Consider the following 12,176-nt stretch of genomic DNA (forward strand, 5'->3'; position numbering starts at 1 on the left):
GTTGCGCCCTGCCTGGCATGCGATGCGGCCCGCCCTGGTCCAGCGTGACCAACGCGGAAACGCGGCATGGTGGGCCAGTTATTCCGATTCCACGCCCGCCAGCGTCAGCACCCAGCCCGGCACTCCCGGCTCGCCGGCATAGAAATCCCTCGGCTTCTTCTCGGCCATCGCCCAGCGATGCAGCCAGCTCGGGCCGTAACGGCCGTTGTACCCGTCCTCGCCACGCGCGTAGGCCGGATCGCGCATCGCCTCGTCCAGCGTCACCACGCGGTAACCGCGACGCTGCACGCCGGCCACCAGCTCCGCGTAGGCGGCCGCATTCAACTCGTTGGCGTGCAGCAGCCATACCTGCGGCAGCGCATAACCCAGCAGGGCCTGCGACTGCGCTTCGTAGTAATCGACCTTGTTGAGCATGTAGGGCACATAGCCTCGACGCAGCCGCTCCAGCGTGGCGGCGCGTTCGGGCGTGTCGGGCTGGCCGTCGAGTACGTTGGCGTAGGCGAAGGCCCACACCCACTCGCCGTTGTCGACGGTCACCGGCGCGATGCGGTACCCGTGGTCGCCGAGGAAGGCGGACAGCGTGGCGCGCTCCTCGGGCGTGCGACCGGCGCGCAGGTAGGGATGGCGGAACCAGCGCGGCACCTGGCCACGCTCGGCCAGCAACGGCCGCAGCACGCGTTCGCCATCGAGGATGTCCTGCTGGAACGCCGGCAACCCCACCGCATGCGCATCGAGGTGGCCGTGCGTGTGGTTGCCCAGCTCGTAACCCGCGTCGAGCCAGTCGCGCAACATCGCCACGCGCGACGGCTGCACCTGGCCCTCGACCTCCAGCTTGCCTTCGTTGACGAAGCCCACCACCGGCACGCCGGCCTGCTTCAACTGCGCCATCAGTTGCGCGTGGCGCGATGCCAGTTCCGCCGGCGGCGTCTTGTCCATGCGCTGCCACGGCAGGTCGTCGATGGTGATGGCGATGCGGCGGTCGGCGCTGGCGGCGTGCGCCGACAGTGCGACCAGCGGCAGCAGCAGGGTTCGCAGAAGAAAACGCATGCGCGATCCAAGGGTGGGAAGGCGCGAGCTTACCCGTGGAGACCTTCGCGCGACCAGCGCCGACCTCGCGCCGCTCAGGCGTCGGCGTGCGCATGCGCCTGCAGCCACCGCGCGATCGCCGGCACCAGCGCGGGATGGTCGGGCGCGCGGATGCCGAAGCCGTCCCGCAGCTCGGCGATCACGTCTTCCGCGTCCACCAGCGCGCGCCGCTCGCTTGCGTGGCCGATGCGGTGCAGGGCGACACTGCCGTTTCCCAGCGTCCTGCGCCAGCCCGGGCCGGTGCGCGCCACGCGCAGCTGGTCCAGGAATGGCGAGTCCGGATGCGTGCTGACGTACCAGTTGCCGACGATGTAGTCGATCTCGGTTTGGGGCTGCAGGTCGAAGACGTACAGCGCGCGCCATTCGCCGGCCACCTGCGCCTGCAGGAGACGCGAGTCGCCGCGGCGCACGATGCGATAGGGCTCATGCGGCGTGGACTGTGCGTCCTCGCGGTCCAGCCGCAACGGCGCGGTCGGGACCATGCCGCCGAAGCCGACATCGACGGTGTAGCGCACGCCGTCGACGGTCACCAGCGACAGCAGGTGGGTACGCGCCGTGACGGCGCCCTCCGCCTCGCCCATCACGACACGCCCGGTGATGCCACGTGCGGCGTACCCGAGCGTCGACAGCAGCGCCAGGAACATGCGGTTGAGTTCGTAGCAGTAGCCGCCCCGCCCTTCGTGCAGCAGCTTGCGCTCGATGGCGTGCAGTTCCATCGGTACCGGCTGGCGCAGCAGCGTCGCCAGCGTTTCGAAGGGAAACGCCGCCGTGTGCCGCCACTGCAGCGTGCGCAGGGTGTCCAGCGTCGGCGGCGGGGGCCGGTCGTAGCCGAGTCGTCGCAGGTACAGCGTCGTGTCGATGAGGGAGGCGGACATGTCGGTTCCGGATGTGGCGGGTTCTCCACGGTGCGCCCTCAACCACGATTGAGGTCAAGCTGGCGCCACCTTCGCTCCAGACCTTTCCCATACCTTCATTCCGCGTGATGACGTGGTGTCCTGCCGATGCGGCATGATGCGTAAGAAGGATCACCGACCCCCAAGGACCCTCTGATGCGTGCATGGCTGTTGCTGCCCCTCCTGCTGCTGACCTCCGGTGCCGCGTTCGCGGCCGATGCCTGCCCGCAGTTGTCGCAACAGACACCGTCGGACGTCGCCACCCGCATCGCGGCGGTCGCCTGCCGCGAGCACCTGATGTGGTATCGCCCTTTCATCGATCGCAACGGCCGGCTGGCGAACGCGCCGGTGATGGAAGCCGAGTCGTCGCTGCTGTCGATCGGCGATGACCGCGCCTGGCAGCGCGTCGCACGCTACTGGCGCGACAGCGGCCTGCTCGCCGCGATCGGCCACCGCCGCGGCGCGACCGACTGCCTGTACGCCTCGGCGACCGGACCGCAGGCCGAGGCCTGCCGCGGTTTCGTGGTGGACACGCCGTGGTCGGCGGCCTTCATCTCGTGGGTGATGCGCGAAGCCAGGGTCCCCGGCTTCCGCGGGTCCGGCCGCCACTTCACCTACGTGCAGGCGGCCTACCAGAACCCGTCGACCAACGCGTTCGACGTGATCGATGTGGCGAAGGCCAAGCCGGTGGTCGGCGACCTGATCTGCTATGTGCGCCAGTCCAGCCGCCTGTTCGGCTACGAGGGCCTGGTGCCGCTGCTGCGCAACGGCAGTTCGCTCGACATGCATTGCGACATCGTGGTGGCGGTGAACCCGAACAACGACAACACCGCGTACGCCATCGGCGGCAACGTGCAGCAGGCCGTGACCATGAGGATGCTGCCGTTGAACCGCAATGGCGAGTTCTGGGGCGGCCTGCCGCTGCGCATCGGCGACGGCACGCTGTGTGCGCCGGACAACGAGGCCGCGTGCAACATGAACCGCCAGGACTGGGCGGCGATCCTGCGGCTGAAGTCGCCGGAGCAGCTGGCGAAGCTGCCAGGCTTCCTACCGCCGGCGCAGGAGGCGCCAAGCGGCGAGTCGCCGGAGAAGGCGGAGTGCTGCGTTCACTGCGTCATCGGCGCGGGTGTGCCAAGGTGCCCCGCAACGTCGGACGCCCCGTCCGCCACGGACACGTCCGAATGACCCTGCGCCTCCTCATTCCTTGCATGCTGTCTGCCGCCGCGCTGCTGCTCGGCGCCTGCGCGACCACGCCGATCGCCACGCCCAGCGCCACCCTGGCGGCCGGCCAGCAGGCCACCGTCGACGGCACGATCGTCAGCGTGGACACCACGCCGTGGACCTACGACGGCAGCGCGATCGTGAAGATCGCGAGCGAGAACGGCCAGGTCGACGTGCACCTGCCTGCCCGCTGGAACCTGTGCAAGGCGCCGCCACCGGATGACGTGCCGGCGCTGAAGGCCGGGGACCGCGTGCAGGCCACCGGCACCGTCACCGACGACGGCGCCTTGGTGGTCTGCGAGAACGCGGCGCACGGGCTGCGCAAGACGCCCTGATCCGGACGGACCGCGCGCCACCGATCACGGGAAACGGCTCGGTTCTCATCGCACCGGACGACGGCGATGGTGCAGCGCAGCTCGCATGTAAACGTTTTCATGGCTAGTGTCCGGCGCTCCCGGGTCGCCCCCACGCCTGCCAGGACACCCCGCATGAACCCTTCGCCGTCGCCTCGCGCGCTGCCCGCCTCCCTTCGTGTCCTCGCGCTGGCCGTGGTCATGCTGACGACCGATGCCACCCGTGCCGCGGACGGGCTGCCGCCCCGCTCGACCTGGGTCGCCAGCAGCTCGGCCAGCACCACGGTCGAGATGGCGCCCGCGAAAGCGATCGACGGCGATCCGGCGACCAAATGGGGCGGCGCGTTCTCGCAGGGCCACTGGTACCAGGTCGACCTGGGCAAGCGCGTCGCGGTCGGCGCCGTCGAACTGCACTGGGAATGGGGTGGCGCGCGCGCGTACACGATCGAGGCGTCCGACGACGGCCAGCACTGGCGCACCGCGTTCCGGACCCGCGACGGTGTCGGCGGCATCAGCTACGACATCTTCCCCACCGTGCAGGCACGCTACCTGCGGCTGGCCGCACCGGACCGCACGGCCGACTGGGGCGTGTCCGTCTTCGAGTTCCAGCCCTACGCAGCCAGCGAAGCCCCGCGGATCCGCGGGGCCGGCCGCGATGCGGCGCGGCTGTGGACGGGCGACGGCGCGCAGACGATGCAGGGTGCGCCGACGAAGGACGGCGCGCGCCAGTTGGAGATCGACTTGCCGCGTCCGCTGTCGCTGGCCGGTCTGGAAGTGTTCTGGAAGGACACCCCGCGCAGCGCCACGCTCGAAGGCCGCGAGGCCGGCAGCGATCGCTGGATCACGCTCGCCGAAGATCCGCGTGCCTACGGGGGCAGTTCGTTCCTCGCCGACACGCAGGCGCGCACGCTGTCCGCCCTGCGCCTGAGCGTGCAGGGCACGGACGCGCGTGCACCGACGTTGCAACGGCTGCGACTGATCGGCCCCAAGCGTGTGATGACGGCGATGAAGCGCTACGAACTGGCGGCCTCGCGCGAGCACGCCGCGCTGTTCCCGTCGTCGCTGCACCAGCAGCAGGTGTACTGGACCGCGGTCGGCATTCCCGCGGGCCGGCAGAAGTCGGTGCTCGACGAGTTCGGCCATGTCGAAGCCTTCAAGGGTGCGCCGCTGGTGCAGCCGGTCTGGCGCGATGCGTCCGGCCGCGCCAGCGCCGCGAACACCCAGACCCCGATCACGCACACCCTGCGCGATGGCTGGATGCCGATGCCGTCGGTGCAGTGGTCGCCGCAGCCGGGGCTGGAACTGACCACCTCGGCGATCGCCATCGAACAGCGGGGCGCGCCGGTGACGCTGGTGCGCTACCGCCTGCACAACACCGGCACCGCGCCGGTCGCCGGCACGTTCAACCTGCTGACGCGTCCCATGCAGGTCAGTCCGCCGTGGCAGAACGGCGGACCGTCGCCGATCCGCGACATCGCCATCGACACGACCGGCGACGGCATTGTGGTGAAGGTCAATGGCCGCGCGCTGTTCCAGTCGCTGGTGCCGACGCAGCACGTATCGGCATCCGCCTTCGGCACGCACGGCGAAGGCGAGATCACCGGCCTGCTGGTCGCGGATGCGCTGCCGGATACGCGACAGGCGCAGGACGACAGCGGCCTCGCCGCCGGGCGACTCGGTTACGACGTGGCACTCGCACCGGGCGCGCGACAGGACATCGTCATCGCCTTCGCACTCGGCGATGCGCGCATCGATCCGGCCAAGCCGCTGCCGCCGGCACCGCCCATCGCACTGGCGGGCCTGACCGGCGAAGGCGCATTCGACCGTCTCGCCGACCAGGTGGCGGCGCAGTGGCAGGCACGCCTCGGCCGCATTGGCCTGTCGCTGCCGGATGCCTCGCTGGTGGACATGCTGCGTGCGCAGGCCGCGTACATGCTGATCAACCAGAGCGGCCACGCCATGCAGCCCGGTCCGCGCAACTACAACCGCTCCTTCATCCGCGATGGTGCCGCCACGGCCGCCACGCTGGTGCGGATGGGCATGCCAACGACCGCACGCGATTATCTGGCGTGGTATGCCGGTCATGCGGTGCACGAGAACGGCCTGGTCTCGCCGATCCTCAACGACGACGGTTCGGTCAACACCGGCTTCGGTTCCGACATCGAGTACGACAGCCAGGGCCAGCTGATCTGGCTGGTCGCCGAGATCGCGCGCCTCGATGGCGGCGCGGCCAGCGTGCGCGAGTACCAGGACAAGGTGACGCGCGCGATGAAATTCATGCAGGAACTGCGCGAGCGCACGATGGTGCCCGGCTACCTGGCAGACCAGCCGTCGCCGGAGCGTTTCCACGGCATCCTCGCGCCGTCGATCAGCCATGAAGGCTATCCCGTTCCCACGCACAGTTACTGGGACGATTTCTGGGCGTTGAAAGGCTGGCACGACGGTGCGTGGCTGGCCGAGCAGTGGGGCGATGCGAAGACCGCCGCCTGGGCGCGCGAGCAGTACGCCGCGCTGCGTGCCTCGCTGTCGGCGTCGATGCGGGCGACGATGGCATGGAAGGGCATCGACACCATCCCGGCCGATGCGGACATGGGCGGCAGCGATCCGACCAGCCTGTCGATCGGCCTGGATCCGGCCGGCCAGCAGGACGTGCTGCCGGCCGATGCGCTGAAGACCACGTTCGACCGCTACCTGGCCGACGTGCGCAAGCGCGACGTGCCCGGCGCCCTGTACGCGTACACGCCGTACGAGATCCGCAATGTGCTGACCTACGTGCACCTCAACCGTCCGCAGGAGGCCCACGAACTGCTGATGCGCTTCCTCGGCGATCGTCGCCCCGCGCCGTGGCAGGTGCTGGCGGAAGTGGTGTATTCCGATCCGCGCCACGCGATCTATCTCGGCGACATGCCGCACACGTGGATCGGCTCGGAATACGCACGCGCCATCTTCGGCATGCTGATGCACGAAGGCGACGACGCGCTGTCGTTGCTGCCGGGCGCGCCGCCCGCGTGGGTGGCCGGCGACGGCCTGCGCGTGGACGGCCTGCCGACCGCCTACGGCACGCTGGCGATGACCGCACGGCAACAGGACCAGACCCTGCGCGTGACGCTCGGCCGCGGCCTGCGAAAGGACACCGCGCTGCGCGTCAGCTGGCCGAACCGCACGAAGCCAGCACGCGTGATGATCGACGGCAAGGCGGTCGCCGACTTCGACGACCAAGGTCTGCGCACGACCCGGCCGTTCAAGGAATTGATCGCGACCTGGTGAGCGACGGAGATCCATGGGAGCGGCGCGTTCCGGGCACCAGCATCGGTACGCGCCGGCGATAGGCTTCGTACTCCGGCAGCACGAGAACAGACCCGCGCGACGCGCGCTAGTCCGCCTTCACCCAGCGCCCGTTGTCCTGCAGTACGACCTCGAAGCGCGCCCACAGACGGAATTCGTCGATGCTGGCAGTCGCCGTCGTCCCTGCCTGTTCGCCGGCCACGACACGGTATTGCAATGCTGCGCCCTCGCCGCCCACGACATGCCGCACGCTCCACAGGCGTCCGAGTTTTCCGTTACTGTAGAAGCGTCCGTGGACGATGGCATCGGGATGGGTGATTCTTCTCGGCGTGCTGCTTGGCGAGTTTCAGTAGCTCGGTGAGGTTCTCGGTGGTGATGTCGACGTAGGAGTTGAGCTGCTCCATCGCCGCGGAGAAATCCTCCTGCGTCAGTTCGAACTGGCGCGCGGCCGGTCGCGTGGCGGGAATCGGCTGGCGGCGCTTGTGCAGGTGCGCGGGATAGCGGCGCCACTGGAACAGCGCATTGAAGGCGACGGCCATCGCCAAGATCGCCACGACGTTGATCAGGATCGGCATCAGCACGTAGTGATAGCCGAGGGCATGTACGTCCGGGCCACCGATCACCGCCGCCAACGCGGTGGCGCCGCCGGGTGGATGGATGCAGCGCAGATAGTACATGCCCAGCACCGCCAGCCCGACCGCGAGGGCGGCGGTCCAGGCGTGGCCGGGAAACAGTTTCTGGCAGCTCACGCCAATGATCGCGGACAACAGGTGGCCGCCCACCACGGCCCACGGCTGCGACAGCGCACCCTGTGGCACGGCGAACAGCAGCACGGCGGACGCGCCCATCGAGGTGACCATCAGCGCGCCGCCGACGGCACCGGCCGCGTGTTGGGGGAACGTGCAGCGGGCCAGCCAGTAGACCGCCACGATGCCGAGCAGCGCGCCGAGGCCGGAGATCCACTTCTCGCCGTGGCGGGTGGTGTTGCGCTCGATGCCCAGCAGCAGGCGCAACTCGGTCAGGCGGGAGGGCGTACTCATGGGCGGACACGCAGGGAAGAGCGCCGCAGTCTATGCGAGGGACACGCGTCCGTCCGTCGTAGGGCGGGCCTCGGCCCGCCGCTTCCGAACATCAGGCGCGTGCGCTGAGCAATCCGATCCGGCGGAACCACATTTCCAGCGGCACGGTCACCAGCGGCGGCACGGCGGCGGTCAGCGCCAGCAGCGTGGCCCACCACGGCCAGCGCAAGCGCAGGACCGACAGCACGGTGACAACGACGTAGAACAGGAAGGCGCCGCCATGCAGCGGCCCGAAGATCTTCACGCCCAGTTCGTTACCCACCGGCCCGTACTTGAGGAACGGCTCAAGAAAGTCATCACCCGCCCCAGCTCCGCCTCAAGCCCAGCACGAAAAGCGACATCCCGCGGCCCACGCACATCAACATATCCAAACGTCGACCGCAATTCCCCACCGACCACACTCAGATTCGCCCACCCGATCACCCGGTCACCCCACAGCACCGGTAGTGCGTAATACCCCAGCTTTCGCTTCGGTGCTGGCGTGTACGCCTCGAAGCGATACGTCCAGCCCCAGAATAGTTCGAACCGTCGCCGGTCCCACACCACCGGGTCGAACGGCGTCAGCAGGCGCACTTGGTCGTCCGGCTTCCAGCGGCGGGAGCGTGGATCCTCCTCGGCCGGCCAGTACCAGTCCACGCCATCGACCCGCGCCGTGCCCAAGCGCTGGCGCGCACGCTTCAGCGCCGCCGCGCGCAGGTCGGTCCATTGCGGTACGCCGCTGCGCAAGTAACCCAGCAACTGGCCCAGGCTCGCCGCCGGCAACGGCGCGTACTTGCGCACGATGATGTCGAGCAGTGCGTCCAGTCGCGCTTCCGCATCGAACATCGCGACCGGCGTCGCGTCGCCGATGCGCGGCGCATAGACCCGCGTGCCGCCTTCGCGACGCGCGACCCGCAGCAGCCCGCGGTAATGCATGCCATCCAGCAGCTGCGTACTCGCGTTCGACGAGCCACCGAACCAGTTGGTCGTCTTGCCATGCCCGAAGTGCGCATCCACCTCGCGCGGATGCGCACTGCCGCGCGCGCTGACGAACGCCAGCACCGCCTGCGCCTGCTTCCAGCGCGCGGGCGTCCACGCCTCGCGTGCGGTGCGCGGATGCATCAGCTGGTGATGCTCGCGCGGCAGGAAGCCGTAGTTGACGAAGAAGTCTTCTTCCAGCGGAAGGCGCGGATACCGCCGCTCCAGGTCGCCGGCGCGATAGCCGGCGACGCGATGGCGCAGCGTCAGGTCCTGCGCGCGTGCCGGCGCACGGATCGGGTCCGCCTGCACGAACCCCAGCCGCTGGATCGCCCGCGGCAGGGTGGTCGGCTTGAACAGGCTGCGGGCGACGGCATAGCGGCGCAGGTGATCCCCTGTGAGCGCCATGCCGTGCAGCCCGCGACCGCGGTCACACGGTGACCGGGTTCGCCTTGTCCACGTCGATCTTGTACTGCTTGATCGCGCGGGCGACGTCCTTGCCGGTCATCTTGCCTTCCTTCGCCAGCGCGGCGATGGCGGCGTGGGCGATGTAGTAGCGGTCCACCTCGAAGTGGCGACGCAGGTTGGCGCGGGTGTCGCTGCGGCCGAAGCCGTCCGTGCCCAGCACCGTGTACGACGCCGGCACGAAGGCACGGATCTGGTCGGAGTAGGCGCGCACGTAGTCGGTCGCGGCGATCACCGGACCCTGGCGGCCTTCCAGCAGCTCCGTCACGTACGCCTTGCGCGGCGTCTTCGCTTCCGGGTTCAGGCGGTTCCAGCGCTCCGCGTCGAAACCGTCGCGACGCAGCTCGTTGAAGCTCGGGCACGACCAGATGTCGGCGGTGACGCCGAAATCCTTGTCCAGCAGCTCGGCCGCCGCGATCGCCTCGCGCAGGATGGTGCCGCTGCCCAGCAGCTGCACGCGCAACTCGCCTTTCTTCGGCTTGCCGGCATCGGTCAGCAGGTACATGCCCTTGATGATGCCCTCGGCCGCGCCTGCCGGCATGTCCGGGTGGGTGTAGTTCTCGTTCATCAGGGTGACGTAGTAGTACTCGTCCACCTGCTCCTGCAGCATCTTCTGCATGCCGTGCTGCAGGACCACCGCGACTTCGAAACCGAAGGTCGGGTCGTAGCTGCGCACGTTGGGGATGCCGCCGGCCACCACGTGGCTGAAGCCGTCCTCGTGCTGCAGGCCCTCGCCGTTGAGCGTCGTGCGGCCCGCGGTGCCGCCCAGCAGGAAGCCGCGCGTGCGCATGTCCGCCGCCTGCCAGGCGATGTCGCCGATGCGCTGGAAGCCGAACATGGAGTAGTAGATGTAGAACGGCAGCATCGGTACGTTGCTGACCGAATAGCTGGTGCCCGCCGCCATCCACGACGACATCGCACCCGGCTCGCTGATGCCCTGCTGCAGCACCTGGCCGGACTGGTCTTCGCGGTAGTACATCAGCTGGTCGGCGTCGACCGGCTTGTACTTCTGGCCGAACGGCGCATAGATGCCGATCTGGCGGAACATGCCTTCCATGCCGAACGTGCGCGCTTCGTCGGCGACGATCGGCACCAGGCGCGGACCGACCTGCTTGTCGCGCAGCGCGATGTTCAGGCCCTGCACGAACGCCATCGTCGTCGAGATCTCGCGGTCGCCGGTGCTCTTGAGCAGGCGGTCGAAGGCTTCCAGCTTGGGCGTCTCGAACGACTCGCTGGCCTTGCGGCGACGCTGCGGCAGGTAGCCGCCGAGCGCGGCGCGGCGCGACTTCAGGTACTGGATCTCCGGTGAATCCTCGCCCGGGTGATAGAACGGCACCTGCGCCGACTCTTCCAGCTGCTTGTCGCTGACCGGGATGTTGAAGCGGTCGCGGAACGTGCGGATGGCTTCGTCGTCCAGCTTCTTGGTCTGGTGGGTCGGGTTGAGCGATTCGCCCGCCGAACCCATGCCGTAACCCTTCACCGTCTTGGCCAGGATCACCGTGGGCATGCCCTTGGTGTTCACCGCCTCGTGGTAGGCCGCGTAGACCTTGTGCGGATCGTGGCCGCCGCGGTTGAGGCGCCAGATGTCGTCGTCGGACAGGTTGGCGACCATGGCCGCCGTCTCCGGGTACTTGCCGAAGAAGTTGTCGCGCGTGTACTTGCCGCCGAACGCCTTGCAGTTCTGGTACTCGCCGTCGACGGTTTCCATCATCAGCTTCTTCAGCATGCCGCTGGTGTCGCGCGCGAGGAGCGGATCCCAGTAGCTGCCCCACAGCAGCTTGATGACGTTCCAGCCGCCGCCGCGGAACACGCCTTCCAGTTCCTGGATGATCTTGCCGTTGCCGCGCACCGGGCCGTCCAGGCGCTGCAGGTTGCAGTTGACGACGAAGATCAGGTTGTCCAGGCCCTCGCGGCCGGCCAGCGCGATCGCGCCGAGGGTTTCCGGCTCGTCGCTCTCGCCGTCGCCGATGAAGCACCACACCTTGCGGTCGGACTTCTCGATCAGGCCGCGATGCTCCAGGTACTTCATGAACTGCGCCTGGTAGATCGCCGCCAGCGGGCCCAGGCCCATGGACACGGTCGGGGTCTGCCAGTAGTCCGGCATCAGCCACGGGTGCGGGTAGGACGAAATGCCCTGGCCGTCGACTTCCATGCGGAAGTTGTCGAGCTGCTGCTCGCTGATGCGGCCTTCAAGGAACGAGCGCGCGTAGATGCCCGGCGCGCTGTGGCCCTGGATGAACAGCAGGTCGCCCGGATGGCTGTCGCTCGGCGCGCGCCAGAAGTGGTTGAAGCCGACGTCGTAGAGCGTCGCGCCGGAAGCGAAGCTGGCGATGTGGCCGCCCAGGTCGCCGGGCTTGCGGTTGGCGCGCACGACGGTGGCCATCGCGTTCCAGCGGATGATGGAACGGATGCGCCATTCCAGCGCGGCGTCACCGGGGCTCTTGGCCTCGTTCTGCGGCGCGATGGTGTTGACGTATTCGGTGGTGGGCGAGAACGGCAGGTAGGCACCGGCACGGCGGGTGACTTCGACCATGCCTTCGAGCAACTGGTGAGCACGCAGGGCGCCGTTCTTCTCGATCACCGCCTGCATGGAATCGATCCATTCGCGGGATTCCTGCGGATCCGGATCGCTCTGCAACATGTCGTTCAACCAGTTCATTCCCGCTCCTGTTGCGCCGCGCGTGGGCGCGGCATTGCCGTTCTTGTAGAGCGTTGAAGTGTAACGCACGCACCCCGCGCGGGACCTGGCTACGCAGGCGTATGGACGGGACACCGCGTGCCTGTCCCGGGACACTGACAACACCAAAGTCAGACCTTTTCGCTATTGCAATGCAGCA

At 68.6% G+C, this 12,176-nt stretch carries 9 protein-coding genes and 1 pseudogene; 3 read left to right on the forward strand and 7 right to left on the reverse strand.

Annotation, left to right across the window (positions count from 1 at the left end; genetic code table 11):
* Positions 1 to 78: 78 nt before the first annotated feature.
* On the reverse strand, positions 79 to 1,047 hold the full coding sequence (locus tag AC1Q5B_RS02920; protein ID WP_492630233.1) for a polysaccharide deacetylase family protein: 969 nt from the start codon (positions 1,045 to 1,047) through the stop codon (positions 79 to 81).
* A 74-nt stretch (positions 1,048 to 1,121) separates the two neighbouring features.
* Positions 1,122 to 1,961, reverse strand: coding sequence for an arylamine N-acetyltransferase family protein (locus tag AC1Q5B_RS02925; RefSeq protein WP_492630234.1), 840 nt, complete (start codon positions 1,959 to 1,961; stop codon positions 1,122 to 1,124).
* Between the two features lie 174 nt (positions 1,962 to 2,135).
* Between AC1Q5B_RS02925 and AC1Q5B_RS02930 the strand changes: the two genes are divergently transcribed.
* The 3 genes from AC1Q5B_RS02930 to AC1Q5B_RS02940 all read left to right on the forward strand — a co-directional run bounded on the left by AC1Q5B_RS02930 (position 2,136) and on the right by AC1Q5B_RS02940 (position 6,820).
* On the forward strand, positions 2,136 to 3,164 hold the full coding sequence (locus AC1Q5B_RS02930) for a DUF2272 domain-containing protein (RefSeq protein ID WP_492630235.1): 1,029 nt from the start codon (positions 2,136 to 2,138) through the stop codon (positions 3,162 to 3,164).
* A complete protein-coding gene (locus AC1Q5B_RS02935; protein WP_492630236.1) occupies positions 3,161 to 3,535 on the forward strand; it encodes a hypothetical protein in 375 nt (124 codons plus the stop codon). The genes AC1Q5B_RS02930 and AC1Q5B_RS02935 overlap by 4 nt, the downstream gene beginning before the upstream one ends.
* A 153-nt stretch (positions 3,536 to 3,688) precedes the next feature.
* Positions 3,689 to 6,820 (forward strand): discoidin domain-containing protein, encoded by a 3,132-nt coding sequence (locus AC1Q5B_RS02940; RefSeq protein WP_492630237.1) that lies wholly within the window; start codon positions 3,689 to 3,691, stop codon positions 6,818 to 6,820.
* 106 nt (positions 6,821 to 6,926) lie between these two features.
* On the opposite strand, the gene AC1Q5B_RS02945 is transcribed toward AC1Q5B_RS02940, so the two are convergent.
* The 5 genes and pseudogenes from AC1Q5B_RS02945 to aceE form a co-directional block, all read right to left on the reverse strand.
* The gene (locus AC1Q5B_RS02945) at positions 6,927 to 7,088 is read right to left on the reverse strand and encodes a hypothetical protein (protein ID WP_492630238.1); all 162 of its coding nucleotides are present in this window, start codon (positions 7,086 to 7,088) and stop codon (positions 6,927 to 6,929) included.
* 25 nt (positions 7,089 to 7,113) lie between these two features.
* A complete protein-coding gene (locus tag AC1Q5B_RS02950; protein ID WP_492630239.1) occupies positions 7,114 to 7,878 on the reverse strand; it encodes an HPP family protein in 765 nt (254 codons plus the stop codon).
* A gap of 91 nt (positions 7,879 to 7,969) precedes the next feature.
* Positions 7,970 to 8,197: pseudogene (locus tag AC1Q5B_RS02955) on the reverse strand (DUF3817 domain-containing protein); the annotation flags it as partial.
* Entirely contained in the window at positions 8,158 to 9,282 is a 1,125-nt protein-coding gene (locus AC1Q5B_RS02960) for a DNA glycosylase AlkZ-like family protein (protein ID WP_492630240.1), read from the reverse strand. The pseudogene AC1Q5B_RS02955 and the gene AC1Q5B_RS02960, both read right to left, overlap by 40 nt.
* Positions 9,283 to 9,304: 22 nt before the next feature.
* Positions 9,305 to 11,998, reverse strand: coding sequence for a pyruvate dehydrogenase (acetyl-transferring), homodimeric type (aceE, locus tag AC1Q5B_RS02965; protein ID WP_492630241.1), 2,694 nt, complete (start codon positions 11,996 to 11,998; stop codon positions 9,305 to 9,307).
* Between the last annotated feature and the right edge of the window lie 178 nt (positions 11,999 to 12,176).

The sequence above is a fragment of the Pseudoxanthomonas sp. GW835-FHT14C01 genome (assembly GCF_058793715.1).

Coding starts and splice junctions, on each gene's coding strand:
- AC1Q5B_RS02920 (WP_492630233.1), bottom strand. CDS start 1,047: ATGCGTTTTCTTCTGCGAACCCTGCTGCTGCCGCTGGTCGCACTGTCG.
- AC1Q5B_RS02925 (WP_492630234.1), bottom strand. CDS start 1,961: ATGTCCGCCTCCCTCATCGACACGACGCTGTACCTGCGACGACTCGGC.
- AC1Q5B_RS02930 (WP_492630235.1), top strand. CDS start 2,136: ATGCGTGCATGGCTGTTGCTGCCCCTCCTGCTGCTGACCTCCGGTGCC.
- AC1Q5B_RS02935 (WP_492630236.1), top strand. CDS start 3,161: ATGACCCTGCGCCTCCTCATTCCTTGCATGCTGTCTGCCGCCGCGCTG.
- AC1Q5B_RS02940 (WP_492630237.1), top strand. CDS start 3,689: ATGAACCCTTCGCCGTCGCCTCGCGCGCTGCCCGCCTCCCTTCGTGTC.
- AC1Q5B_RS02950 (WP_492630239.1), bottom strand. CDS start 7,878: ATGAGTACGCCCTCCCGCCTGACCGAGTTGCGCCTGCTGCTGGGCATC.
- AC1Q5B_RS02960 (WP_492630240.1), bottom strand. CDS start 9,282: ATGGCGCTCACAGGGGATCACCTGCGCCGCTATGCCGTCGCCCGCAGC.
- aceE (WP_492630241.1), bottom strand. CDS start 11,998: ATGAACTGGTTGAACGACATGTTGCAGAGCGATCCGGATCCGCAGGAA.